At 63.6% G+C, this 24,986-nt stretch carries 18 protein-coding genes and 1 tRNA gene; 11 read left to right on the top strand and 8 right to left on the bottom strand.

The annotated features are described in order from the left end of the window. Positions 1 to 300 precede the first annotated feature (300 nt). Positions 301 to 2,760 (bottom strand): TonB-dependent receptor plug domain-containing protein, encoded by a 2,460-nt coding sequence (locus tag ISS97_RS10370; protein WP_379986768.1) that lies wholly within the window; start codon positions 2,758 to 2,760, stop codon positions 301 to 303. Positions 2,761 to 3,099: 339 nt separating this feature from the next. Here ISS97_RS10370 and ISS97_RS10365 point away from each other — a divergent pair, with 339 nt between their 5' ends. Beyond that, on the top strand, positions 3,100 to 3,552 hold the full coding sequence (locus ISS97_RS10365; RefSeq protein WP_379986769.1) for a DUF3574 domain-containing protein: 453 nt from the start codon (positions 3,100 to 3,102) through the stop codon (positions 3,550 to 3,552). Positions 3,553 to 3,718: 166 nt separating this feature from the next. Then, positions 3,719 to 5,392, top strand: coding sequence for a SulP family inorganic anion transporter (locus ISS97_RS10360; protein WP_379986770.1), 1,674 nt, complete (start codon positions 3,719 to 3,721; stop codon positions 5,390 to 5,392). Positions 5,393 to 5,616: 224 nt separating this feature from the next. Here ISS97_RS10360 and ISS97_RS10355 read toward each other — a convergent pair whose 3' ends face one another. Further along, positions 5,617 to 6,954 (bottom strand): MFS transporter, encoded by a 1,338-nt coding sequence (locus ISS97_RS10355; RefSeq protein ID WP_379986771.1) that lies wholly within the window; start codon positions 6,952 to 6,954, stop codon positions 5,617 to 5,619. 151 nt (positions 6,955 to 7,105) lie between these two features. On the opposite strand from ISS97_RS10355, the gene cyoA reads away from it, so the two are divergent. From cyoA to ISS97_RS10330, 5 genes are all read left to right on the top strand, one after another. Beyond that, positions 7,106 to 8,065, top strand: coding sequence for a ubiquinol oxidase subunit II (gene cyoA / locus ISS97_RS10350; protein ID WP_379986772.1), 960 nt, complete (start codon positions 7,106 to 7,108; stop codon positions 8,063 to 8,065). Positions 8,066 to 8,119: 54 nt separating this feature from the next. Further along, positions 8,120 to 10,123, top strand: a complete 2,004-nt coding sequence (cyoB, locus tag ISS97_RS10345; protein ID WP_379986773.1) for a cytochrome o ubiquinol oxidase subunit I — start codon at positions 8,120 to 8,122, stop codon at positions 10,121 to 10,123. Then, on the top strand, positions 10,116 to 10,751 hold the full coding sequence (gene cyoC, locus ISS97_RS10340) for a cytochrome o ubiquinol oxidase subunit III (RefSeq protein ID WP_379986774.1): 636 nt from the start codon (positions 10,116 to 10,118) through the stop codon (positions 10,749 to 10,751). The genes cyoB and cyoC overlap by 8 nt, the downstream gene beginning before the upstream one ends. Next, positions 10,748 to 11,155 carry a cytochrome o ubiquinol oxidase subunit IV gene (gene cyoD / locus ISS97_RS10335; protein WP_379986775.1) on the top strand — a complete coding sequence of 136 codons (408 nt, stop codon included), beginning with the start codon at positions 10,748 to 10,750 and terminating at the stop codon, positions 11,153 to 11,155. Before cyoC ends, cyoD begins: the two co-directional genes overlap by 4 nt. A 67-nt stretch (positions 11,156 to 11,222) precedes the next feature. Continuing rightward, positions 11,223 to 11,993: an SURF1 family protein gene (locus ISS97_RS10330; protein ID WP_379986776.1), complete on the top strand. Its 771-nt coding sequence runs from the start codon at positions 11,223 to 11,225 to the stop codon at positions 11,991 to 11,993. Positions 11,994 to 12,054: 61 nt separating this feature from the next. Here the strand turns inward: ISS97_RS10330 and ISS97_RS10325 are convergent. Beyond that, a tRNA-Val gene (locus tag ISS97_RS10325) sits at positions 12,055 to 12,129 on the bottom strand. A gap of 157 nt (positions 12,130 to 12,286) precedes the next feature. On the opposite strand from ISS97_RS10325, the gene ISS97_RS10320 reads away from it, so the two are divergent. Then, positions 12,287 to 12,616 carry a lipid-A-disaccharide synthase N-terminal domain-containing protein gene (locus ISS97_RS10320; protein ID WP_090454021.1) on the top strand — a complete coding sequence of 110 codons (330 nt, stop codon included), beginning with the start codon at positions 12,287 to 12,289 and terminating at the stop codon, positions 12,614 to 12,616. A 41-nt stretch (positions 12,617 to 12,657) separates the two neighbouring features. Here the strand turns inward: ISS97_RS10320 and metH are convergent, their stop codons facing one another. From metH to ISS97_RS10305, 3 genes are read right to left on the bottom strand one after another with little or no spacing between them, the layout of a single operon-like run. Next, entirely contained in the window at positions 12,658 to 15,345 is a 2,688-nt protein-coding gene (gene metH / locus ISS97_RS10315) for a methionine synthase (protein WP_379986777.1), read from the bottom strand. 5 nt (positions 15,346 to 15,350) lie between these two features. Continuing rightward, positions 15,351 to 16,439: a homocysteine S-methyltransferase family protein gene (locus ISS97_RS10310; protein WP_379986778.1), complete on the bottom strand. Its 1,089-nt coding sequence runs from the start codon at positions 16,437 to 16,439 to the stop codon at positions 15,351 to 15,353. A 10-nt stretch (positions 16,440 to 16,449) separates the two neighbouring features. Next, positions 16,450 to 17,376: an ArsR/SmtB family transcription factor gene (locus tag ISS97_RS10305; protein WP_379986779.1), complete on the bottom strand. Its 927-nt coding sequence runs from the start codon at positions 17,374 to 17,376 to the stop codon at positions 16,450 to 16,452. A gap of 261 nt (positions 17,377 to 17,637) precedes the next feature. Here ISS97_RS10305 and ISS97_RS10300 point away from each other — a divergent pair, with 261 nt between their 5' ends. Continuing rightward, positions 17,638 to 18,798, top strand: coding sequence for an acyl-CoA dehydrogenase family protein (locus ISS97_RS10300; RefSeq protein ID WP_379986780.1), 1,161 nt, complete (start codon positions 17,638 to 17,640; stop codon positions 18,796 to 18,798). Between the two features lie 120 nt (positions 18,799 to 18,918). Here the strand turns inward: ISS97_RS10300 and ISS97_RS10295 are convergent, their stop codons facing one another. Continuing rightward, positions 18,919 to 22,131 carry an efflux RND transporter permease subunit gene (locus ISS97_RS10295; protein WP_379986781.1) on the bottom strand — a complete coding sequence of 1,071 codons (3,213 nt, stop codon included), beginning with the start codon at positions 22,129 to 22,131 and terminating at the stop codon, positions 18,919 to 18,921. Positions 22,132 to 22,145: 14 nt separating this feature from the next. Next, entirely contained in the window at positions 22,146 to 23,360 is a 1,215-nt protein-coding gene (locus ISS97_RS10290; RefSeq protein ID WP_379986782.1) for an efflux RND transporter periplasmic adaptor subunit, read from the bottom strand. Between the two features lie 403 nt (positions 23,361 to 23,763). Here ISS97_RS10290 and ISS97_RS10285 point away from each other — a divergent pair, with 403 nt between their 5' ends. Together ISS97_RS10285 and ISS97_RS10280 are read left to right on the top strand one after the other, a co-directional pair. Next, complete coding sequence (locus ISS97_RS10285; RefSeq protein ID WP_379986783.1) at positions 23,764 to 24,351, top strand: RNA polymerase sigma factor; 588 nt, start codon at positions 23,764 to 23,766, stop codon at positions 24,349 to 24,351. Then, positions 24,348 to 24,986 (top strand): zf-HC2 domain-containing protein, encoded by a 639-nt coding sequence (locus ISS97_RS10280; RefSeq protein WP_379986784.1) that lies wholly within the window; start codon positions 24,348 to 24,350, stop codon positions 24,984 to 24,986. The genes ISS97_RS10285 and ISS97_RS10280 overlap by 4 nt, the downstream gene beginning before the upstream one ends.

The following is a 24,986-nucleotide window of genomic DNA, read 5'->3' as shown; positions in this document are numbered from 1 at the left end:
TTGCGCATAAGCAAATAACGCACCGCCATAACGAACATCGCCGCATGCTTTTGGCATGCGGCGATGGGTGTTACGGGTGAAGCTGGCAGTGGGCCCGTGCGCGTGGCGCGCGCGAGTTGTTGCATTTGTGGCATCGCACGACGTTGATGTCAATACTTTGATGTGTTTGATGATCGGTTGTCGTGGACGTCCAAATTTTTTTGTGGGGGATGTTGGCGTGATTTTTTTGTGTGGTGTTGGTGATGGTGTGCGGGATTTTTTGTTGACGTGTTGGTGTTATCGGCGCGAAAAATTTGACGGTCAGAAGGTGTAGCGTGCGCGGCCGTACCAGTACGCGCCGTTCACTCCGATGGGTGAAATGACGTCGTAGGGGAAGTTGCCGGCGTAGTTGATGTCGCTGTTGGAGCGGGTGGGGTATTGGTTGGTGAGGTTGTAGCCGCCGAGTGCCACGCTGAATCGGGAGGTGAGGTGCAGTTCGGCTTCGGCGTCGAGTTGCCAGCGCGCGGCGTAGACCTGGCGGGGTTCGAAGCCGCCGCCGAAGTCGAAGACGCGCACGGTGGAGCCTTGCCGGGTGACGCGGCCGAGCAGGGACCAGCGGCTGTTGTTCCAGCTGGCGGTGAAGGAGCCGCGCTGGCGCGGGGCGGCGTCGGTGAGGGTGTTGCGCTCTTCGTCGCCGAACAGCACGTTGCCGGCGCCGGTGGCGGCGAGTTCAGGTGGTGTGGCGCGGACGCTGCGGATATCGGTGTGGTTGCGGCTGTAGGCGAGAGTGAGCAGCAGGTTGCCGCCGGCCCAGGGTGTGCGGTAGTTGCCGACCAGTTCGGCGCCGCGCGTGCGGGTGTCTACGGCGTTGGTGAAGAACGCCACGCTTTGAACGCCGGGGACGCCGAAGTGCTGGAGGATGTAGTCCTCCAGTCCCGCGCTGTCGATGGTCTCGGACAGGGTGACGCGGTTGTCGATGCTGATCTGGTAGGCGTCGAGGCTGAAGTCGAAGTGCTGCCCGATCTGTCCGGTCAGGCCCAGGCTGAAGTTGCGCGACTTCTCCGGCTTCAGCGGTTGCGCGCCAAGTCCGCGCGCGATGGGGTTGTTCACCGAGAGGATGCGGCCAGTGACCAGTTTGCCGTCGGCGCCGTAACCGCTGGTAGTGGATTCGAAACCGATCTGGCTCAGCGAGGGCGCGCGGAAGTTGTTGGAGGCGGCGCCGCGCAGGGCGAAGCCGGGGGTGAATTCCCAGCGTGCGCTGAGCTTGCCGCTCCAGTTGCCGCCGAAGTCGTTGTAGTGCTCGTAGCGTGCGGCGGCGTCGGCGAAGAAGTGATCGGTGATGTCGCTGGAGACTTCGGCGTAGGCGGCGCCGACATTGCGCGACAGTCGCGCGGCGTCCTGCGGTTGCAAGCCGCCGCCGGCCTGCGCGCCGACGGGCGCGTCGGTATAGGGGCCGGCGGCGTAGGAAGCCGGATCGCCGGGCAGGGTGCGGAATTGTTCGTGGCGATACTCGGCGCCCAGCGCCAGGGTGAGGTAGCGGCTGCCGACGGCGAACTCGCGGTTGCTATCCAGATTGGCGCTGCCCTGATTGAAACGGTAGCTGCCGATATGGAAGGCGGTGGGGCTGTCGGGACCCAGCGAGGCGTTGAGCGAATGGCGCAGGTCGTAGTCGAAGGCATTGCTGCCCCAGTTCAGGCTGCCGTCCACATTCCAGTCCGCCAGCTTGCTGCGCACGCCGGCAGCGGTCTGCACGTCGCGGTTGTGGCCGATGGATTCCGGGCGATAGCCGTCGGTATAGATCGACGGCACGTTCGCGCTGCTGTCGGGGTAGCGGAAATAGTTGTCGCCGATGGTGTGGCGCTGGGTATAGGTACCAAACCAGTAGAGCCGGGTGTTGTCGCTCAGCGGCAGTTCGCTGTTGAGCCAGCCGCTGTAGTTCTCGGACTTGGGGTCGCCCGCGGCGTAGTTGCGTTGGCCGCGCAGGGCGAGGTTGGCGGGCGTGGGATCGGCCAGCCAGTCGGGTACGGTGTCGTTGCCCGCGCGGTTGGTGGCGTCGTGATGAGCAGCTTCGATGCCGGCGCGGAAGAAGCCGGTGCTGGCGAGCCGAGCGCCGAACTTGGCGGCGGTGTAGCTGCTGTTGCCATCGGTGATGGTGCGGTCGGTCGGACGGAAATGCGTGTGGTTGGCGCCGTAGGAGGCCACCACTTCGCCGCCTTCCGGCGCGTCGTCGAGAATGATGTTGACCACCCCGGCGATGGCGTCCGAGCCGTATTGCGCGCCCGCGCCATCGCGCAGCACTTCCACGCGCTTGATTGCGCTGATCGGGATTGCGTTGAAATCCACCGGTGTGGTGCCGCGCCCGATCTTGGTGTCGGTATTGACCAGGGCCGAGGTGTGGAAGCGCTTGCCGTTGACCAGCACCAGCACCTGATCGGGCGACAGCCCACGCAACTGCGCCGCACGCACGTGATCCGAACCGCCAGAGTTGGACTGGCGCGGGAAGTTGAACGAAGGCAGCAGGTTGGCCAGGGCCTGGCCGAGCTCGCCGTTCACCGCGCCGGCGGCGCGCAAGTCATCTTGGCTCAGCACATCCACCGGCACCGGTGATTCGAGCGCGGTGCGGGTGCTGGCGCGCACGCCAGTCACTACCACCTGGTCCAGCGTGTGCGCCTGCGTGCTTTCGGTGGCTTGTTGAGCCTGCACCGGTGCGACGGCGACCGCGGCGATGACGAGCGCGACCGGCAGGCGGGCGCGGCGATGCTTCCTGAGACGTGCGGGCATGCGTTTTCCTTGTGGAGCGACAGATCGCGCCGCGCATGGGCGCGGGTCGGCAAGTGGCAGGGGGAAGGCGCTGGAATCAGCGCATCGTGCGGCGGCTCAGCGGCAACAACATCGCCGCATGCACATGGCATGCAGGGAGGTGTATGGCTTGTGGAGCGGCGTGTTCACGATGAAGGGGCGTCAATGTGGATAGGAGCGGGCGGATGTGGGCGGGCATACAGTGTATGTCGCAAAGTATCCGGTCGGGCATTTGTTGCATTGCGGAAGCTTCATGTCAATACTCTTGCGCGTCTGACGGTCTATCCGTCTGGACGTCCAAATATCAAGCAAGGAATATCGATGCTATTTCAACGTGTGCTGTCGGGGATGCTGGTTCTTGGATTGATGGCTGGCTGCGTCATGCAACCCTCTGCCCCGACGAGCGCAACGTTGCAAGGCGACGCGGCGCACCCGGCGGCGACGCAGGGTTGGGTGGAGACGCGGCTGTATTTCGGCCTGGGCCTGGTCGACAAGCCGGAGAGCGGTGTGAGCGAGCAGGCATGGCGAGCGTTTCTCGATCAGGAGGTGACGTCGCGCTTTCCGGACGGCCTCAGTGTGATCGACGTGTATGGACAGTGGCAGGGCAAGCAACAGTCCTCGCCCGAACGGTTGCGTTCGAAACAGTTGGTGATCGATTACCCGGACACGTCGGAGAATCGCGCCAAGGTGGAGGCGATCCGCGCGGCATGGAAACAGCGCACAGGCGACCAGTCGGTGCTGCGGGTGACGCAGCCAGCGGATGTGTCGTTCTGACGGGCGTGTACGCCGGCCGTCCCGCACCCAGCTCGTCATTCCGGCGCAGGCCGGAATCCAGTAGAGAAAGAGCTGGTAAAGGCGATCGCGCTGACTCTGCGCTTCACCACTGGATGATTCGCTTCGCTCACCCCTGCGGGGCCGCCCTTCGGGCGTTCTTCGCACTATGCGCTCGTCCGGCCTGCGCCGGAATGACGAATGTAGCCACCATCTCTCGGCCTCCTACAGAGAATCTCCTTTGAACAACATTCCTTCACGCCGCTGGCTGACGCCCGGCGACCTCAATGGCTTCCTCGGGCTGGTGGTGGACAACCTGTCCATCATGGCGTTTCTGGCCACGGCGCTGATCGGCATCTTCGGGTTCCCTGCCGATATCGTGTTTCTGCATATGTTCCCCGGCACCGCGCTGGGTGTATTGCTGGGCAACCTGGCTTACACCGCGATGGCGCGGAAGCTGGCGCGGCAGAGTGGGCGCGAGGATGTCACTGCGATGCCGCTGGGGCTGGATGCGCCCACCAGTATCGGCATGGCGCTGCTGGTGCTCGGTCCGGCGTTTCTGCATTTCAAGCAGAGCGGCATGGATGAGCACGCGGCGGCGGTGGCGACGTGGCAGTTGGGTATGGCCTCGCTGGTGGTGATGGGCGTGCTGAAGTTCGTGCTGTCGTTCTTCGGCGCGGCGGTGCAGCGGCATGTGCCGCGTGCGGGGCTGCTTGGTTCGATCGCCGGCATCGCGCTGGTGTTGATGGGTTTTCTGCCGCTGGTGGAGATCCTCAAGGTGCCGGTGGTGGGCTTCGCGGGGTTGGGTGTGGTGTTGTATGCGCTGGTGGCGCGCGGACGCCTGCCGTTCGGTTTGCCGGGGGTGCTGGTGGCGTTCGTGATCGGTGCCTTGCTGTATTACGTGCTCGGGCCGCTGGGTTGGCTGGGCACGGGTTATCACGCACCGGCGGCCTGGCAATGGCGTTTCGCGCTGCCGCTGCCGACGCTGCAGTGGATGCAGGGCATCGCGTATACCGTGCCTTACCTGCCGCTGATCCTTCCGTTTGGACTGCTGATGGTGGTGGGCGGTATCAACGTCACCGAGAGTGCACGCGCCGCGGGCGATGACTACTCGACCCGCGACATTCTTCTGGTGGAGGCGCTGGCCACACTGGTGGCGGGTTTCTGTGGCGGCGTGGCGCAGACCACGCCGTATATCGGGCAGCCTTCGTACAAGGCGATGGGCGCGCGCAGCGGCTACACCTTGCTGACTGGTGTGGTGATCGGCCTGGGCGGTGTGTTCGGTTATCTGTCCAACCTGGTGGAGCTGGTGCCGCTGTCGGTGCTGGCGCCGATCCTGGTCTTCGTGGCGATCGGCATCACCGTGCAGGCCTTCGAGGCGACGCCGATGCGTTATGCGGCGGCGGTGGTATTCAGTTTCTTTCCGGCCATCGCGCGCATGGTGACGATCAAGCTGAGCGATCCCACCTATGTGTCGCCTGAGCATTTTGGCGCGCTGTTCAATGATCGCGCGCACGGCATTTCCGAACTGGCCGTGATCACCGTGTTGGGCAATGGCTTCATCATCACTTCGATGATCTGGGCCAGCTTTGTGGTGGCGCTGATCGACGGCAAGGCCGCGCGTGGCGCGTTGATTCTCTTGCTGGGTGGCGCGCTCAGCCTGTTCGGCCTGATCCACTCCGTGGAGCCGGCGGGCGGTGTGTATCTGCCGTGGTTGCTGGATACCGGTGAGCGCAGCCTGGTGTGGCAATTCGCCGGGGCCTATCTGGTGCTGGCAGTGGTGTTGCTGCTGTTGTCCTTGCAGCGGACTGACGTGAACAAAATGTCGAAATCATCGGCGTAAGGCCGCCACGCGATTGGCTCGACGACACTTCACGCTGCTTTCGCGCGTCGTCGGGCATTCAATGGTACGTCGAAGGGGAATCCTGCTTGCGTCCGGCCGGGTGCGGTGACATGGCCCGGCGTCGGGACGCAGGTGCGAGAGATAAATGACGTGCGCGGTTGAGCGTTATGGCCATTAGTACGGCCGACAGCAAAGGGCCCGGCGATGCCGAGCCCTTTCTTTAATCAATCGCGGGCTTCGAGAGCTCGATTGAGTCGCAACGCACCCAGCGTGCAGATGGCGCCGGAGAGCAGGTAGAGGCTTACCGCACCCAGTCCGAATTTGGACGACAAACTCAGTGCTACCAGTGGTGCGAATGCGGCGCCGATCAGCCAGGCGAGATCGGAAGTGAGCGCGGCGCCGGCGTAGCGGAAGCGGATCGGGAAGTTGGAGGTCACGGTGCCGGCGGCCTGGCCGTAGGAGAGGCCGAGGAGGGCGAAGCCGATCAGGATGAAGGCATCCTGCGCGGCCTGTTGACCACCGAGCAGCCACGGGGCGAAGAAGCTGAAGATGCCGATCAGGATCGCCAGCAGGCCGAGTGTGGTGCGGCGGCCGATGCGGTCGGCGATGAAGCCGGAGGCGATGGTGCCGACGATGCCTACGCCCGCGCCGATCACCTGCACGATCAACACATTGTTGACCGACTGCGTCGCGCCGAGGGTGATCCACGATAGCGGGAATACGGTGACGAGGTGGAACAGCGCATAGCTGGCGAGTGCCGCGAAGGCACCGAGGAAGATGTTGTGATCCTGCTTGCGCAGCATCTCGAACATGCCGATGGGTTCCAGTTCGCGCTCTTCCAGCAGCTTGGTGTATTCCTCGGTCACCACCAGGCGCAGACGCGCGAACAGCGCCACGACGTTGATGGCGAACGCGACGAAGAACGGATAGCGCCAGCCCCAGCTGAGGAAGTCGTCGCTCGACAGGTTGGCGTGCAGGAACAGGAACAGCGCGCTGGCGAGCATGAAGCCGATCGGTGCGCCGAGCTGGCCGAGCATGGCGTACCAGCCACGGCGGCTCGGCGGCGTGTTGAGCGCGAGCAGCGAGGGCAGGCCATCCCACGAGCCGCCAAGGGCGATGCCTTGCAGGATGCGGAAGATGGCGAGCAAGGCGATAGCATGGCCGCCGATCGTGTCATAACCCGGCAAGAAGGCCATGCCTACCGTGGAGCTGCCAAGCAAGAACAGGGCCGCGGTGAGCTTGGTGCCGCGGCTCCAGCGGCGCTGGATCGACATGAACAGGGCGGTGCCGAATGGACGCGCGACGAACGCCAACGCGAAAATCACAAAGGACAGCAACAATCCGTCAAGGCGATTCTCGAAGGGGAAGAACACAGACGGAAATACCAGCACCGAAGCGATGCCGAATACGAAGAAGTCGAAGTATTCGGACGCGCGGCCGATGACCACGCCCACGGCGATCTCGCCGGGAGCGACCGTCGAATGGCCGTTGTGCTGCGGCGCAGTGTCTTGCGCCAGGGGGCCTGCCGACGGATCGGGGTGGTGCTCAAAAGTGCTCGACATCGTCATGGCTCGGTTCGAAAGAATGACTTGGACTGGTTAAGCATCTCACTGACGGGGTTTTGCTGCCATGAGACAAAGTGTCCTATTCCTGCATCGCAGCAAACGGGTTAATTTTCCGGTTCCCCCTACGCTTCGGGTAGTTCCCTCAGCCATGTTCACCAAGGCTCTCCGTGGGCTGCTGCTGCCTGCCGTTCTGCTGCTGACGGGTTGTCAGACGGTTTTGATGTCGCCCTCCGGTGACATGGCAGTGCAACAGCGCGATCTTATCGTCGCCTCCCTGGTACTGATGTTGCTTATCGTCGTACCGGTGATTGCGCTCACCCTGTTCTTTGCCTGGCGCTACCGCGCGTCCAACAAGAAGGCCACCTACCGGCCGGACTGGGATCACTCCACCGTGCTGGAGTTGCTGATCTGGTCGGCGCCGCTGCTGATCATCATTGCACTTGGCGCGATGACCTGGGTGAGTACGCATAAGCTGGACCCGTTCCGTCCGCTGGAGCGCCTGTCGCAGGGCCGCGAGGTGCCGGCCGACGTCAAGCCGCTGGTGGTCGAAGTGGTGGCGCTCGACTGGAAATGGCTGTTTATCTACCCGGAGCAAGGTATTGCGACGGTGAACGAGCTTGCCGCGCCGGTCGATCGCCCGATCCAGTTCAAGATCACCGCCTCGACCGTGATGAATTCGTTCTTCATCCCATCGCTGGCCGGCCAGATCTACGCCATGCCCGGCATGGAGACCAAGCTGCACGCGGTGATCAACAAGCCCGGTGTCTATGACGGCTTCTCCGCCAACTACAGCGGCGCAGGTTTCTCCGGCATGCACTTCAAGTTTCACGGCGTGAGCGAAAGCGAGTTCGAGCAGTGGGTGGTCAAGGCGAAGCAGGGCAGTGCGCTGAATCGCGATACCTACATGCGTCTGGAAAAACCCAGTGAGAACGAACCGGTAACCCGTTTCTCCAGCGTGGCGCCGGACCTCTACGAAGCCATCGTCAATCTTTGCGTCAAGCCCGGTACGCCGTGCATGCACGAAACCATGATGAAGGACGCCGCCCGTGCGGCCCAGCCTGCCGCTGGCGAGCATGACATGCACGACATGGCGAACATGGAGCATTGACCGTGAGCCGCCTGACCCGTCTTTTGTGTTGTATCGCCTACCCAGGTGTCCAAGATGTCTGACCATCCCGACCTCGCCAAACTGATCTTCGGTCGCCTGACCTGGGAAGCGATCCCGCTCCACGAGCCGATCCTGCTGTACACCTTTATCGCGGTGGCGCTGGGCGGTGTGGTGGTACTTGGCGCTATCACCTATTTCCGTCTGTGGGGCTACCTCTGGCGCGAATGGTTCACCAGCATCGATCACAAGAAGATCGGCATCATGTACATGGTGCTTGGCCTGGTGATGCTGCTGCGCGGCTTTGCCGATGCGATCATGATGCGCTTGCAGCAGGCCGTCGCTTTTGGCGACTCGGCGGGGTATCTGCCGCCGCATCACTACGACCAGATCTTCACCGCGCATGGCGTGATCATGATCTTCTTCGTAGCGATGCCGATCGTCACCGGTCTGATGAACTATGTGGTACCGCTGCAGATCGGTGCGCGCGACGTGGCGTTCCCGTTCCTCAACAACTTCAGCTTCTGGATGACCACCAGCGGCGCGGTGCTGGTGATGATGTCGCTGTTCGTGGGCGAGTTCGCGCGCACCGGCTGGCTGGCGTATCCGCCGCTGTCGGGCATCGCGGCCAGTCCCGACGTGGGCGTGGATTACTACATATGGGCGTTGCAGATAGCGGGCGTGGGAACGCTGCTATCCGGCATCAACCTATTGGTGACCATCATCAAGATGCGCGCGCCGGGCATGAAGCTGATGCAGATGCCGGTGTTCACCTGGACCGCGCTGTGCACCAACGTGCTGATCGTGGCGGCGTTCCCGGTGCTGACCGCGGTGCTGGCGCTGCTTTCGCTGGATCGCTATATCGGCACCCACATGTTCACCAACGAGCTTGGCGGCAACGCCATGATGTATGTGAACCTGATCTGGATCTGGGGTCACCCGGAGGTGTACATCCTGATCCTGCCGATGTTCGGCGTGTTCTCTGAGGTGGTGTCGACCTTCGCCCGCAAGCGCCTGTTCGGCTATACCTCGATGGTGTATGCCTCGATCGTGATTACGGTGCTGGCCTATCTCGTATGGCTGCACCACTTCTTCACCATGGGCTCGGGCGCCAGCGTCAATTCGTTCTTCGGCATCACCACGATGATCATCTCGATCCCCACGGGAGCGAAGATCTTCAACTGGCTGTTCACCATGTACCGCGGCCGCATCACTTTCGAGCTGCCCATGATGTGGACGGTGGCCTTCATGGTGACCTTCGTGATCGGCGGCATGACCGGTGTGCTGCTGGCTGTGCCGCCGGCGGACTTCTCGCTGCACAACAGCCTGTTCCTGATCGCGCACTTCCATAACGTGATCATCGGCGGCGTATTGTTCGGTGCCTTCGCCGCGATCAATTTCTGGTTCCCCAAGGCTTTCGGCTTCAAGCTTGATCCGTTCTGGGGCAAGTGCTCGTTCTGGCTGTGGGTGGTGGGCTTCTACTTCGCCTTCATGCCGCTGTATGTGCTTGGCCTTATGGGCGTGACCCGTCGCCTGAGCCACTTCGAGGATCCGTCGCTGCAGATCTGGTTCCAGATCGCCGCTTTCGGTGCGGTGCTGATCGCGCTGGGTATCGCGGCGATGCTGATCCAGTTCGTGGTGAGCTTCCGCCGCCGCGAGTCGCTGCGCGACGTTACCGGCGATCCGTGGGACGGTCGCACGCTGGAGTGGTCCACGTCGTCGCCGCCGCCGGCCTACAATTTCGCGTTCACTCCGGTGGTGCATGACAGCGATGCCTGGTGGCAGATGAAGGAGCACGGTTATCGCCGGCCGCTGTCCGGGTTCATCGACGTGCATATGCCGAAGAACACCGGCGCGGGCATCATCCTCGCCGGCATCAGCACGGTGCTGGGCTTTGCCCTGATCTGGCAGATGTGGCCATTGGTGGTGCTGGCGTTCGTGTCACTGCTGGCGACTGCAATCGGTCATACCTTCAACTACAAGCGCGACTACTACATCCCGGCCACGGAAGTGGCCCAGGTCGAAGCGGCGCGTACGGAGCAGCTGGCCAGCCATGTCTAACTCAACCTCCATCGCCATGGGCGCCGAGGCGCGCGAGCCACTCCAGTTCCACCTGGAGACCGAACACCATCCGCAGAACGGTACGCTGCTGGGCTTCTGGCTGTACCTGATGAGCGATTGCCTCATCTTCGCCTGCCTGTTCGCCGTGTACGGCGTGCTGGGCCGCAGCTATGCCGGCGGTCCCACCGGCGCCGAGGTGTTCGAGCTGCCGCTGGTGGCATTGAATACGTCGCTGCTGCTGCTGTCGTCGATCACCTACGGTTTCGCCATGCTGGAAATGCAGCGCAACCGGCAGCGCGGCACCCTGATCTGGCTGGCCATCACCGGCCTGCTCGGCGCGGGCTTTATCGGCATCGAGCTGTACGAGTTCACGCACCTGATCGCCGAGGGCTATGGCCCGCAGCGCAGCGCGTTCCTGTCGTCGTTCTTCACCCTGGTGGCCACGCACGGCCTGCACGTCAGCTGCGGCATCATCTGGCTGATCACCTTGATGGTGCAGGTCTCGAAGAAGGGTTTGATCGCCGAGAACAAGCGCCGTTTGTGGTGCCTGTCGATGTTCTGGCACTTCCTCGACGTGGTGTGGATCGGTGTCTTCAGCTTTGTCTATCTGATGGGAGTGCTGCCATGAGCGCGCACGCCGATACGCATGCCGCTCACGGCGGCCACGATCACGGCCATGATCATGATCACGACGAGGGCGCCGCCCACGTCTCGTTCAAGGGTTACATGATCGGCTTCGTGCTGGCGGTGATCCTTACCGCGATTCCGTTCTGGCTGGTGATGAGCGGCGGTTTCAAGACGCCGAGCACCACCGCGCTGGTGGTGCTGGGTTTCGCCGCCGTGCAGATCGTGGTGCACATGGTGTACTTCCTGCACATGAACACCAAGTCGGAAGGCGGCTGGAACATGCTGGCGCTGATCTTCACCGCGGTGCTGGTGCTGATCACGCTGAGTGGTTCGATCTGGGTGATGTACCACCTCAACCACAACATGATGCCGGCGATGATGCAGGACGTGCGGAACCTGCCATGAGCAGGCGCCTGTCTATGGTGCGAACCGCAAGGCCATGCCAGGGCTAGGCGCTACCCCGGAAACATCGATGGAACGCGGCCCGCGCGGGCCGCTGACTCTCATCGCCCTGGCGCTGTTCGCGCTGGTGGCCTTTGCGAGCTTTGTCGCCCTTGGCACCTGGCAGGTGCACCGCCTTGCGTGGAAGCGCGATCTGATCGCACGTGTGGATCAGCGCGTGCACGAGCCCGCCACCGCCGCACCCGGTCTATCCCAATGGCCGCGGATAACGGCGGCTACCGACGAGTACCGGCACGTCCATCTGAGCGGCGTGTTTCTGCATGACCAGCAGACGCTTGTCACAGCAAGCACCGCACTCGGCAGTGGCTATTGGCTGTTGACGCCGCTGCGCATGGCCGATGGCGCCGTGGTGCTAATCAATCGCGGCTTCGTTCCGCCGGACTGGTGTGGCCGCAAGGCAAGCTGCGTGGCGGGGCCGGAAGGCGAGACGACCATGACCGGGCTGCTGCGCATGCCCGAGACCAGGACCTTCTTGCGCCAGAATGATCCGGCGCACCAGCGCTGGTATGCACGCGACGTGCAGGCCATCGCGGCCGCGCACGGTCTGGGGCAGGTCGCACCTTATTTTGTGGATGCGGATGCCGATCCCACGGATGCAACCGGATGGCCGCGGGGCGGACTGACGGTGATCAGCTTTCCCAACAACCATCTGGTTTATCTGATTACCTGGTATCTGCTTGCGCTGATGGTGGCAGTTGCTGCCATCTATGTTGGCCGGCACGAGTACCGATTGCGCCGTTCGCTGCGAGAAGCACCGGCACCCCGAACGGTGCGGAGCTGACCCGGGAGCGGGCCGCGCAAAGAAAAAAGCCACCCGAGAGGGTGGCTTTTTTTGAATCGAGTGGTGGGCGGTACAAGGATCGAACTTGTGACACCTGCCGTGTGAAGGCAGTGCTCTACCGCTGAGCTAACCGCCCGCCGAGAGCGCGCAAATATACGGGGTGTTTTGTCTCAGGTCAATGCCCCGGGAGCGAGGCCCAGGCTGGCGCGGGGCGTTTTTGCCGCAGGTCCGGAAAAGTGAGGGCAAAGGAGCCGGCGGGTACAATGCGCCGGCCTCAAGAATGGACCCTATTTATGCACGACGCCCTTGCCAACCTGCACATGATCACGCTGACACCGTGGAAGCTCATCGGCCTGCTTGGCACGCTGCTGTTTACCGCGCGCTGGTTCGTACAGTTCTACGCGACCAAGAAGCAGAAGAAGGTAGTGGTACCCATGTCATTCTGGTACCTGTCGGTGGCGGGCAGTGTGCTGACGCTGGCGTATTTCATCTGGGGCAAGAACGACTCGGTCGGCATCATCCAGACGGCTTTCCCGATGCTTGTTTCCATCTACAACGTGTTTGCCCATCTGAAGCAGCACAAGCCCGAGACAGTGCGTCCGGGCGGTCCCGAAGAGACCTGATGGTGGTGCTTCCCCCTGTTGCACGCAGGGGGGAAAGCGCTTCAATCCGGGTCGTAATCCAGATTCGGTGCCAACCAGCGTTCCGCTTCCTCGCGCGTCCAGCCCTTGCGCTTGGCATAGTCCTCGACCTGTTCGCGAGTGAGGCGGCCCACCACGAAGTACTGGCTCTCCGGGTGCGAGAAGTACCAGCCGGAGACGGCCGCCGTGGGATACATCGCGAAGCCTTCGGTGAGTTCGATACCGGTGTTGGCGGTGGCATCGAGCAACTTGAACAGCGTGGTTTTCTCGGTGTGATCGGGGCAGGCCGGGTAGCCGGGGGCGGGGCGGATACCGCGGTATTTCTCGTCGATCAGCGCGTCGTTATCCAGCGTTTCGTCCGGTACGTAGCCCCAGAATTCGCGGCGCACGCGTTCATGCATGCGCTCGGCGAAGGCTTCGGCGAGGCGGTCGGCGAGCGCCTTGAGCATGATCGATGAATAGTCGTCGTGCGTGGCCTCGAAGCGGGCGACATGTTCCTCGATACCGACGCCGGCGGTAACAGCGAAACCACCGACCCAGTCGCGCTTGCCGGCTTCCTTCGGTGCGATGAAATCGCCGAGTGAGAAGTCGGGGCGTTCTACCGGCTTGTCGACCTGCTGGCGCAGGTGATGCAGAGTGGCGAGTTTCTTGCCGTCCGCTGCATAGACCTCCGTGTCGTCGCCGGCCTGCGCGGCCGGCCAGAAGCCGATCACGCCGCGCGCGGTCAGCCACTTTTCCCCGATGATGCGGTCGAGCATCTCCTGCGCATCGCGGAACAGTTCGGTGGCCTGGGTGCCGACGACCTCGTCCTGCAGGATGGCTGGATAACGGCCGGCCAGCTCCCATGCGTTGAAGAAGGGACTCCAGTCGATATAGCGGCGCAGTTCGGCCAGATCATAGGCGTCGAAGACGGTGATGCCCGGCCGGTTCGGTTGCGGCGGTTCGTAGCTGGCCCAGTCGCAGGTGAAGCGTTGTGAGCGTGCCTTTTCCAGCGACACCAGTTGCTTGCCGGGGCCGCGATTGCGGTGGCGCTCGCGCACTTCCGCATATTCGGCCCGGACCTTCGTCATGAAGTTGTCGACCAATTCCTTGCTGACCAGCGACTGCGCCACGCCCACGGCGCGCGAGGCGTCCTTTACCCAGACCGTGGGCGATTTGTAGTGAGGCTCAATCTTCAGAGCGGTATGCGCGCGTGACGTGGTGGCGCCGCCGATCAGCAGGGGAATGTGGAAATCCTGCCGCTGCATTTCGCGCGCGACCTGGCTCATTTCCTCCAGCGAGGGCGTGATCAGACCGGACAGGCCGATGATGTCGGCGTTGTGCTCGCGCGCGGTATCGAGAATCTTCTGCGCCGGCACCATCACGCCGAGGTCGATCACCTCAAAGTTGTTGCAGCGGAGCACGACACCGACGATGTTCTTGCCGATGTCATGCACGTCGCCCTTCACCGTGGCCATCACGATGGTGCCGTTGTTCTTGCCTGCGTCGCCGGTGCGCAGTTTTTCCGCTTCGATATACGGCAGCAGATAAGCCACCGCTTTCTTCATCACGCGGGCGGATTTCACCACCTGCGGCAGGAACATCTTGCCGGCACCGAACAGGTCGCCGACCACGTTCATGCCGTCCATCAGCGGGCCTTCGATCACGTCGAGCGGGCGGGAGGACAGCTGGCGGGCTTCTTCGGTATCGGCTTCGACGTATTGGTCGATGCCATGCACCAGCGCGTGGCTGAGGCGGTCGCGCACGTTTTTCTCGCGCCAGACCAAGTTCTCGACGACGACTTCGCCTTTCTTCGCCTTGAACTTCTCGGCGACGTCGAGCAGGCGCTCGGTGGCGTCGGGGCGGCGGTTGAGCACCACGTCCTCGACGCGGTCGCGCAGTTCTTCCGGCACGTCGTCGTAGATCATCAGCGCGCCGGCGTTGACGATACCCATGTCCATGCCCGCCTTGATGGCGTGGTACAGGAACACGGAATGGATCGCTTCGCGCACGGTGTTGTTGCCGCGGAACGAGAACGACACATTGGAGACGCCGCCGGAGATATGGCTGGCCGGGAAGCGCTTTTTCAGCTCGCGCGTGGCTTCAATGAAGTCCACTGCGTAATTGTTGTGTTCCTCGATGCCGGTGGCGATGGCAAAGATGTTGGGGTCGAAGATGATGTCTTCGGGCGGAAAGTCGAGCCGGGTCGTGAGCAGTTCGTAGGCGCGCGAACAGATTTCCACCTTGCGTTGGCAGGTATCGGCCTGGCCCTGTTCGTCAAAGGCCATGACCACGACAGCGGCGCCGTACTGCTGCACTTTGCGCGCGTGTTCGAGGAAGATTTCCTCGCCTTCCTTCATCGAGATCGAGTTGACGATGCCCTTGCCCTGCAGGCAGCGCAGGCCGGCTTCGATCACGGTCCACTTGGACGAATCGACCATCACCGGTACACGGGCGATGTCGGGCTCGGCGGCGATCAGATTGAGATAGCGGGTCATCGCCGCTTCCGAATCGATCAGGCCCTCGTCCATGTTGACGTCGATGATCTGCGCGCCGTTGGCGACTTGCTGGCGCGCGACGTCGACGGCTTCTTCGTAACGTTCTTCCTTGATCAGCTTCTTGAACTGCGCGGAGCCGGTGACATTGGTGCGCTCGCCGACATTGACGAACAGCAGGTCGGGCGTGATGACCAGCGGCTCGAGGCCGGAGAGTCGGGTGTGGCGAATGGTCATCGTGCTCAGGCGGCTTGTACGGTAAGGGCGGAGGGGAGGGCGCGCGGCGGACAATGCCGCACAGCTTCGGCGATGGCTTTGATGTGCGCCGGCGTAGTGCCGCAGCAGCCGCCGACCAGGTTGAGCAGGCCGTCGCGGGCGAAGCCGCCGATCACCGAAGCCATCTGCTCCGGGGTTTCGTCATATTCGCCGAACGCATTCGGCAGGCCGGCGTTGGGGTGGGTGCTGACGAAGCAGTCGGCGACGTTGGCCAGAGTCTGCACGTGCGGGCGCAGGTCGGCCGCGCCGAGTGCGCAATTGAGGCCGACGGTGAGCGGGCGTGCATGGGCCACTGAGTAATAGAACGCCTCGGCCGTCTGGCCGGAGAGGGTGCGGCCGGAGCGGTCGGTGATAGTGCCGGAGATCATCACCGGCAGGCGCGCACCGCGCTGGTGGAACAGCTCGCTCAGCGCGAACAGCGCCGCCTTGGCATTGAGTGTGTCGAAAATGGTTTCGACCATGATGACGTCGGCGCCGCCATCGATCAGTCCGTTGGCCGACTCGGTGTAATTGGCGGCGAGCTCTTCGAACGTGACATTGCGGAAACCCGGGTCGTTGACGTCCGGCGACAGGGAGGCGGTGCGGCTGGTGGGGCCGAGCACGCCGATCACGAAGCGCGGTTTGTCCGGCGTCTTTGCGGTGTACGCATCGCACGCCGTGCGCGCCAGGCGCGCGCCTTCGCGGTTCAACTCGTACGCAAGGTGTTCCAGGTGATAGTCGGCCTGGCTGATGCGGGTGGAGTTGAAGGTGTTGGTTTCGACCAGATCGGCACCGGCTTCGAGATACGCCTCATGCACGCCGCGGATGATCTCAGGCTTGGTCAGCGTGAGGAGGTCGTTGTTGCCTTTGAGATCGCAGCTGCCGGGGTGGTCGTGATGATGTTCGTGCGTGCTGTCGCGGCCTTCCACGAAACGCTCGCCGCGAAAGCCGGCTTCGTCCAGCTGGTGGCCTTGCAGCATGGTGCCCATGCCGCCGTCGAGGATCAGGATGCGCTGGCGCAATGCGCTTTCCAGCAAGGCGACGCGATCGGGGTGGAGCCAGGGGAGGGTGCTCATGATTCGGTCCTCACGGTTTGCGCGCGAGCAGGCTGATGACTTCGAAATGCGGCGCCTTGCGCTCGCGGCTCAGGCGCGTGCAACTCAGCACGTCCAGGCCTGCGCTCTTGGCGTAGCGGTCCAGCTCATCGCGTGAAAAACCCAGATTGCGGTGATCGAACGGTTCCACCACCGCACGGTGGTCGTGCTTGCCCAGCGTCACCGCCAGCAGGCGGCCGCCGGTACGCAGCAGGCGCGAGGCTTCTGCTACCGCCTTGGCCGGCTGTTCCGCATAAGTAAGGGCGTGCAGCATCAACACCAGGTCGAAGCGGCGTTCGCCGAGATCGAGCGCGTGCATGTCGCCCTGGCGCACTTCGACGTTGGTGAAGGGTTTGAGGCGCTGCGCGGCGGCTTCGGCCACGCGTTCGCTGGAGTCGACGCAGACGATCGAGCGCGCATGCGGCGCCAGCAGTTCGGCGGTAATGCCATCGCCGGAGGCGATGTCCAGCACGTCGCCGGTTTCCAGCAATTGCAGCAGCGAACGCGCCAGGGTTTCCCAGGTGCGGCCTGGTGAATAATGACGCTCCATGTCGCCCGCGACGGTATCGGCCCAGCCTTCCTCGCGGGCACGCTGGGCGAGTACGCCGGGCAGGCGCGCGGCGTCGTCGTGCAGCAAGGCGTCGTCAATACTGTCGCGCAATGAGCGGATCAGCGTCTGGCGATGTTCGTCACCCTCGCTGTTGGCGCGGTAGTAGGCGGAGACACCGGCGCGACGGTCGCGCACCAGCTCGGCTTCCTTGAGCTTGGCCAGATGGGTGGACACGCGCGGCTGCGCCAAATGCAGCACGGAGGCCAGTTCGGCGACGGTCAATTCTTCGCGTTCGAGCAGGGCCAGCAGGCGTACCCGGGTGGGGTCGGCCAGCAACCGCAGGACGCTGGAAGCGGTGGCGAGATCCACGCTGCATCCTTATATCGCGATAAAGAGATGCATAAGGCTAGGCGCCCGCACCCAGCGCGTCAAGATGCTGTAGGAGCGCACCCTGTGCGCGAAACGGCCCGTTAGGGCCGCGCTCCTTAAAAAGCTGCGGTATTCAAAAGCGGCCCCTGCTACCGCAGGGCTTTCGCGCGCAGGGTGCGCTCCTGCGTGCTGCGGTCGCACAAGGGGTTTTTGCGACCTCCCGCTAAAATGGGCGGCTAGCCTCACTCTGGAGCCTTCCCCATGGATTTCCGCTTTACCGAAGATCAGCTTTCGATCCAGTCCATTGCCCGCGATTTCGCCCAGAAGCGCATCGCGCCGGTTGCCGCCGAGCTGGATGCGAAAGGCGAATTCCCGCTGGAGAACATCCGCGAGATGGGCCAGCTGGGCCTGATGGGCATCGAGGTGCCGGAGGCGTACGGCGGCGCGGGCATGGACCCGATTGCCTATGTGCTGGCGATGATCGAGATCGCCGCGGCCGATGCCGCCACGTCCACCATCATGTCGGTGAACAATTCGCTGTTCTGCAACGGCATCCTCAAGCACGGCACGGAAGAGCAGAAGCAGAAGTTCGTGCGCGCGATCGCCCAGGGCGAAGCCATCGGCGCCTACGCGCTGACGGAGCCGCAGTCGGGCTCTGACGCCTCCGCCATGCATACCCGCGCGACCAAGAACGCGAATGGCGACTGGGTGATCAACGGCAAGAAGAGCTGGATCACGTCTGGTCCGGTGGCGCGCTACATCATCCTGTTCGCCATCAGCACGCCGGGTATCGGCGCCAAGGGCGTGTCGGCCTTCATCATCGACACGCAGCTGCCGGGCTTCCACGCAGGCAAGACCGAGCCGAAGCTCGGCATCCGGGCCTCAGCCACCTGCGAGATCGAATTCACCGACTACATCTGCCCGAAGGAAAACCTGCTGGGTGAGGAGGGCAAGGGCTTTTCGATCGCGATGGGCGTGCTCGACGCCGGCCGCATCGGTATTGCCTCGCAGGCCGTGGGCATTGCGCGTGCGGCTTATGAAGCCACCCTGCAGTGGTCACGCGACCGCAAGGCGTTCGGCCACCCGATCGGTACCTTCCAGATGACCCAGGCCAAGATCGCCGACATGAAATGCAAGCTCGACGCGGCCACGCTGCTGACCTTGCGCGCAGCCTGGACCAAGGGCGAGACCGATAAAAATGGTGGCCGTTTCGGCACCGAGGCCTCGGTGGCCAAGCTGGTCGCTTCCGAAGCGGCGATGTGGATCGCGCATCAGGCGGTGCAGATCCATGGCGGCATGGGTTATTCGAAGGAAATGCCGCTGGAGCGTTACTTCCGCGATGCCAAGATTACCGAGATCTACGAGGGCACCAGCGAGATCCAGCGCATGGTGATTGCGCGCGCCGAGACGGGTCTGCGCTAAGTCGGATTGCTGCGTTTCGACAAACGCCCGGCCGGGAAACCTGCCGGGCGTTTTCGTTTATGCGCCCATAAAAAAGCCCCGGCATTGCTGCCGGGGCTTGAGGTGTTGCCAGGTCGTTGTTTACGTCCCGCGACGCGGGTCGGAATCGAACGGACCCTGCTCGTTCGCGAGGTGACCATGCGTGGGCGGAATCTTGTTCGACGGTTCGTCGAGCTTGTCGCCCAGCGCGCGGCGCACGACCACGTAGAACACCGGGATCAGCAGCAGGCCGAGGAAGGTGGCGAACATCATGCCGCCGATCACGCCGGTACCGATCGAGTGACGGGAGTTCGCACCCGCACCGGTCGAGATCGCCAGCGGGAACACGCCGAGGATGAAGGCCATCGAGGTCATCAGGATCGGACGCAGTCGCAGGCGGGAGGCCGTCACAACCGAATCGAACAGCGACTTGCCCTGTTGCTGCTGTTCCACCGCGAATTCCACGATCAGGATCGCGTTCTTCGCGGCCAGACCGATCACCGTGATCATGCCGATCTTGAAGTACATGTCGTTCGGCAGGCCGCGCAGCATCGAGAACACCACCGTGCCGAGCAGGCCCAGCGGCACCACCAGCAGCACGGCGACCGGAATCGACCAGCTCTCGTACAGCGCGGCAAGGCACAGGAACACGATGACGATCGACAGCACCATCAGCAGCGTGGCCGAGTTGCCGGCCAGGATTTCCTGGTACGACTGACCCGTCCAGTCCGCGCCGAAGCCCTTGGGCAGGTCGTTGTTGACGATGTTCTGCAACGCCGCCATGGCCTGACCGGTGGAGTAGCCCGCGCCTTCGCTGGCCACGATTTCGACGGCGGAATAGCCGTTGTAGCGCGTCAGTGCCGGAGAGCCCGTATCCCACTTGGTCTGCACCACGCTGGAGAGCGGGATCATGTTGTACGGGTTGGTTGCCGTTTTGGTTGCACTCTTCGCCAGCACGCTGGGCGAGAAGATGTGCTGCAGCGCTTCGGGCCCCATGCGATAGGGCTGGTCGGCCTGCAGGTACACGCGCTTCACGCGGCCACCGTAGATGAAGTCGTTGACGTAGATCGGCGCCAGGGTCAGCTGGACAGCGGTATAGACATCGCTGACCGAAAGCCCCATCGACTCCGCCTGCACACGGTCCACCTTCATGGCCCACTGCGGAGCGTCAGGCAGCGAGTTGGGGCGGGTGCCGACCAGGGCCGGATTACCCTTCGACTTGCCCAGCACCATGCCCATCGCCTGCATCAACTCACCATGCGACTGGCCGGCACGCGCCTGCAGATACATGTCGATGCCGCCGAACTGGCTGAGGCCGCGGATGGTCGGCAGGTTCACCACGAAGATCTGCGCATCACGGATGCCGTGCAGCACGCCGTTGGCCTGCATGATGAGCTCGTCCGCGGTGATCTTGCGCTCGCTCCAGTCCTTCAACTTGATGAAGGCCATGCCCGCGCTTTCGCTCTGGCCGACGAAGCTGAAGCCGCTGATCTGGTACATGCCGACGATGGAGTCATTCAGCGGACTGTTCTTCAGCCGCTCGCGCATCTCTGCCATCACGGCTTCGGTGCGCTTGATGGTGGCACCGGGCGGCAGGTTGACGATGGCCAGCGCGAAGCCCTGGTCTTCGCTGGGCACGAAGCTGGTCGGCAGCTTGGTGTACAGGAAGCCGGCAAGGGCCGCGACCAGCGCGAACACAATCATCCAGCGCGGCGCATGGCGTGCTGCGCTGCTGATGTGGCCGCTATAGGTATGCGTGACCTTGTCGAACAGCGTATTGAACCCGCGATAGACGACGTTCTTCTTCTCGTTGTGCGTCGGCTTGAGCATGGTGGCGCACAGCGCCGGGGTGAACGACAAAGCGAGGAACGCGGAGAAGCCCATCGACACCGCGATGGTCAGCGCGAACTGCTTGTAGATCACGCCCGAAGCGCCAGCCTGCAAGGCCGACGGAATGAACACCGCCGCCAGCACCACTGTGATGGCCACCACGGCGCCGGTGATCTGGCCCATGGCTTTGCGGGTGGCCTCCTTCGGCGGGAGGTGTTCCTCGGTCATGATGCGTTCGACGTTCTCGATCACCACGATCGCGTCGTCCACCACGATACCGATGGCCAGCACCATGCCGAACAAGGTCAGCTGGTTGATGGTGAAGCCCAGGGCGATCAGGCCTATGAAGGTGCCGAGCAGGGCAACCGGAATCACCAGGGTGGGAATGATGGTGGCGCGGATGTTCTGCAGGAAGATCAGCATCACCAGGAACACGAGGATGATCGCCTCGATCAGGGTGTGCACCACTTCATTGATCGAGACTTTCACGAACGGCGTCGTGTCGTACGGCGCGAACCAGGTGACACCCTGCGGGAAGTCCCTGGCCAGTTCGTCCATCTTGGCGCGCACTGCGGTGGCGACGTCGAGCGCGTTGGCACCCGGCAGCAGCTGCACGCCCAGACCGCCGACCGGCTGACCGTTCCAGGTCGAGACCAGGCCGTAGGTCTGTGGACCGAACGAGACGCGGGCTACGTCGCCGAGCCTGACCACCGTGCCGTCGCTGTTGGCGCGCAGGATGATGTTGGCGAACTCCTCCGGCGTGGAGAAACGGCCTTCGGCCGACACCGTGGCGGTGAAGCCCTGGTCGGCGGGAGCCGGATCGGCGCCCAGCGAGCCGGCAGCGAACTGCACGTTCTGGGTGGAGACGGCATCGCGCACGGCGCTGGCGGAGAGGCCATAGCCCTGCAACTTGTCCGGGTTCAGCCAAATGCGCACCGCGTACTCGGCACCGATCACACGGGTGCTGCCCACGCCGGGGATGCGGCCGACTTGATCGGAAACCTGCGAGGCGATGATGTCGGCCAGGCGGTTGCCGTCGATCTCCGGATTCGTGGAGACCAGCGATACGAACATCAGGAAGTCAGGGTTGTTCTTGGCAACCACCACACCTTGCTGGGTCACCGCCGAAGGCAGGCGCGGCTGGGCCAGCGAGACTTTGTTCTGCACCTGCACCTGGGCGATGTCCGGGTTGGTGCCGGTCTCGAAGGTGAGGGTGATGGAAGCCGTGCCGCTCGCGCTGGAGGACGAACTGAAATACAGCAGGTGGTCGATACCGGTGAGCTGCTGCTCGATCACCTGGGTGACGTTCTTCTCCACGGTATCGGCGTTGGCGCCGGGGAAGGTCGCCGACACCACGACCTGCGGCGGTGCGATGTTGGGATAGGACTCAATACCCATGTTCAGCATCGCAATCGTGCCGACCATGGTTATGAGGATGGCTACCACCCAAGCGAAAATCGGGCGGTCAATGAAGAAACTCGGCATGTCGGTCGGCTCCCTTACTGCTTGCCGGCGGCAGGCTTGGTGCTACCTGGTGCGCCTGCTGGACCGTTGCTGTCCTTGTTCGGCTGCCACGGCGCGGCCTTGGCGGGTGCGCCCGGCTGCACGGCCTGGAGTCCCGACACGATGACCTGATCGCCGGCGGCAAGACCGCTGGTGACGATCCAGTTGCCGGAAGCCATGTTGTTGGCGACCACGTTCTTGCGCTCCACCTTGCCGTCCTGACCGACCACCAGCGCATAGGCGCCGGCGACGTCGCGCGCGATGGCCTGCTGCGGGATCAGGAACACATTGGCCTGCTCGCCGAGGTTCGCGGTGATGGTGACGTAGGTGCCCGGGAACAGGCGGTGCTGTGGGTTGGCCAACTGCGCACGCAGGTTGACTGTACCGGTGGTCGGATCGACGGCGGCGCCGGAGAAGTCGAGCGTGCCCTTCTGGTCGTACTTGCTGCCGTCCGGCAGGGTGACTTCCACCGAGGTCTTGTCCGTATCCGACAGTACGACGTGACCCGCCGTCTGCGCCGCGCGGAGGCGATCCAGGTCCGCGGCGCTCACGGTGAAGTTCACGTACAGCGGATCGAGCTGGTCGATCGTGGTGAGCAGGGTCGAGTTGGCGCCGCCGTCGGCGCTGCTGTTGCCCACGATGGCGCCTTCGGTCAGCTGCTGCTGCCCGGCGCGGCCGTCGATCGGCGCGGTGACGCGGGTGAAGCCGAGGTTGATGCGAGCGCTTTCCACGGCGGCCTGCGACTGCTTCACCGCGGCGGCGGAGCTGCGCTCGTTGGCTTCGGCGGTGTCGAGGTCGGACTGGGAGATGTAGCCCTGCGGACGCAGCTGGCGATAGCGCTCAGCGGCCTTATGCGCATTCGTATAGGTCGCCTGCGCCGACGTCAGGTTGGCCTGGGCGGAGCTCAGGGCGGCCTGATAGACCGAGGGTTCGATCTCGAATAGCACCTGGCCCTTCTTGACGTCGGTACCTTCCTGGTAAACGCGCTTGAGCAGCACACCCGAGACGCGGGCGCGCACATCGGCGCTGCGATAGGCGGAGACGCGACCCACCAGGTCCTTGCTCAGCGGTGCGCTCTGAGGCTGGGCCTTGACCACACCCACCTCCGGCGGAGGCATCTGCGGAGGACCTTGTTCCTTCTTGCCTCCGCAGGCAGCCAGTGCCAGCAGGCCCAGGCACATCACGGGTGTGCGCAGTGACGAGGACTTCATGGGGACTCCATTCTTTAAGTATCGGGGTATGTGGTGGCGCCGACCCCCGGATCGGCGGCCAGACCTGAAGCTTTATGGCTCGCAAACGGCCTGCCCAGTGCCTGACGTCCCGCTTTACAGCGGAAACGGGGTGTGGACAAGCGTTCGGACAGCCCATCGAGCCGGGTGATCGGGGCTGACTATACCGTACAGTTTACAATTTGCTTTTGCGTATGGTCTAGCCCCGAATTCTTCGTATTTTTATCGCGAAGAGAGCGTGATGCCGGCTGGGACACCCTCCTTTGGTGGATAGGGCCGACCGGTGGGGAGGCGTATATGTGTGCGTGACGGGCTTGGGTTTGAACCGGAATCGTCGAGCCGGCCATACACAGGCAACGAGGGCGAGCGCGCTCCGAGGGCCGTCATGTCGATCCTGCCGTCCAATTTATCCGGGTCGTCGCACAGCCGCGCGGCGCAGGACGAGATCGTGTTGCTGGGCCGCGTCGCTGCGGAGGAAAGGAGCGCCTTCGAGGCTCTGTACCGGCTCTATCGCCCGCGCCTGCTGCGTTTCATCGACGGCATGCTGCGTCAGCGCGCGCTGGCCGAAGAGGTGCTGGACGACACCATGATGGTGGTGTGGCGCAAGGCGCACACCTTTAACCATTGCTCCAAGGTGTCCACTTGGATCTTCGCCATTGCCTACCGCCAGGCGCTCAAGGCGCTGAAGCGGCGGGAGAGCGTACTGCCGCCAGAACTGCCGGAGAGCGCCGAGCTTGGTCCCGGCCCCGAGCTGGAATGCCAGCAGGAGGAGCTGCATCGGCAACTGGCCCAGGCGATGGAAAGCCTGTCGGCCGACCACCGCGCCGTGATCGAGCTGACCTATTACCTGGGTTACGGCTGCCGCGAGATTGCCGAGATCATGGATTGCCCGGTCGATACGGTGAAAACGCGCATGTTCTACGCGCGGCGCAAGCTTCGCGCGCTGCTAGAGGCGCGGAAGGAGGCCATATGAGCGGGCGAGTGCTGCGATTCGAAGGGCCGGCGCACATCGAGGCCGAGCGACTGTTGCCATGGCTGGTGAATGGCACGCTGGAAGGCGAGGAGCGGGCGCTGGTGGAGCAGCATCTGGCCGAGTGCGTGCAGTGCCAGCGTGATGTGGCGTTACTGCGTTCGCTGCAGGCGGCATGCCGCGACGAGGTCATCGTCGATCCGGGCGCGGTCGACGCCGAATATTCGCTGCAACGCCTGCGCAAGCGCATCGATGCCGAGCGCGATCCCCGCCGCATCCTGCCGCGTCGCTGGGATAGCGGGCGATCGTGGCTGCATGCGGCGATCGCGGTGCAGGCGGTCATCATCATCGCGCTGGCATTCGCCTGGTGGCATGCCGGCCAGCCGGCGGCTTACCGCACCCTGGGCGCGGCGGACGTGCCAGCGGCACGCCTGGTAGTGGTGTTCGATCCACACCTGAGCGAGCAGCAGATGCGTCTGCTGATCCGCGCCAGTGACGCGCATATCGTCGATGGTCCGACGGATGCCGGGGCTTATGTGTTGAGTGTGCCGCAGTCGCGCTCCGACACCGTGCGCGAGGCACTGCGCGCGGCGCCGGGCGTGACCCTGGTCGAGAACCTCGATGGCGGCAGGCATTGA

This window comes from Dyella koreensis (assembly GCF_044904565.1).
Classification (GTDB): domain Bacteria; phylum Pseudomonadota; class Gammaproteobacteria; order Xanthomonadales; family Rhodanobacteraceae; genus Dyella_D; species Dyella_D koreensis.
The sequence above is the reverse complement of the archived record's forward strand: the minus strand, read 5'-3'. Positions and strand labels throughout refer to the sequence as shown.

Bases quoted from the DNA above. Each gene is read 5' to 3' on its own strand.
- ISS97_RS10285 (WP_379986783.1), top strand. From the start codon at position 23,764: ATGTCGATCCTGCCGTCCAATTTATCCGGGTCGTCGCACAGCCGCGCG.
- cyoB (WP_379986773.1), top strand. From the start codon at position 8,120: ATGTCTGACCATCCCGACCTCGCCAAACTGATCTTCGGTCGCCTGACC.
- ISS97_RS10330 (WP_379986776.1), top strand. From the start codon at position 11,223: ATGGAACGCGGCCCGCGCGGGCCGCTGACTCTCATCGCCCTGGCGCTG.
- cyoD (WP_379986775.1), top strand. From the start codon at position 10,748: ATGAGCGCGCACGCCGATACGCATGCCGCTCACGGCGGCCACGATCAC.
- ISS97_RS10310 (WP_379986778.1), bottom strand. From the start codon at position 16,439: ATGAGCACCCTCCCCTGGCTCCACCCCGATCGCGTCGCCTTGCTGGAA.
- ISS97_RS10280 (WP_379986784.1), top strand. From the start codon at position 24,348: ATGAGCGGGCGAGTGCTGCGATTCGAAGGGCCGGCGCACATCGAGGCC.
- cyoC (WP_379986774.1), top strand. From the start codon at position 10,116: ATGTCTAACTCAACCTCCATCGCCATGGGCGCCGAGGCGCGCGAGCCA.
- ISS97_RS10300 (WP_379986780.1), top strand. From the start codon at position 17,638: ATGGATTTCCGCTTTACCGAAGATCAGCTTTCGATCCAGTCCATTGCC.
- ISS97_RS10290 (WP_379986782.1), bottom strand. From the start codon at position 23,360: ATGAAGTCCTCGTCACTGCGCACACCCGTGATGTGCCTGGGCCTGCTG.
- ISS97_RS10320 (WP_090454021.1), top strand. From the start codon at position 12,287: ATGCACGACGCCCTTGCCAACCTGCACATGATCACGCTGACACCGTGG.
- ISS97_RS10295 (WP_379986781.1), bottom strand. From the start codon at position 22,131: ATGCCGAGTTTCTTCATTGACCGCCCGATTTTCGCTTGGGTGGTAGCC.
- ISS97_RS10365 (WP_379986769.1), top strand. From the start codon at position 3,100: ATGCTATTTCAACGTGTGCTGTCGGGGATGCTGGTTCTTGGATTGATG.
- metH (WP_379986777.1), bottom strand. From the start codon at position 15,345: ATGACCATTCGCCACACCCGACTCTCCGGCCTCGAGCCGCTGGTCATC.
- cyoA (WP_379986772.1), top strand. From the start codon at position 7,106: ATGTTCACCAAGGCTCTCCGTGGGCTGCTGCTGCCTGCCGTTCTGCTG.
- ISS97_RS10355 (WP_379986771.1), bottom strand. From the start codon at position 6,954: ATGTCGAGCACTTTTGAGCACCACCCCGATCCGTCGGCAGGCCCCCTG.
- ISS97_RS10370 (WP_379986768.1), bottom strand. From the start codon at position 2,760: ATGCCCGCACGTCTCAGGAAGCATCGCCGCGCCCGCCTGCCGGTCGCG.
- ISS97_RS10360 (WP_379986770.1), top strand. From the start codon at position 3,719: ATGCGCTCGTCCGGCCTGCGCCGGAATGACGAATGTAGCCACCATCTC.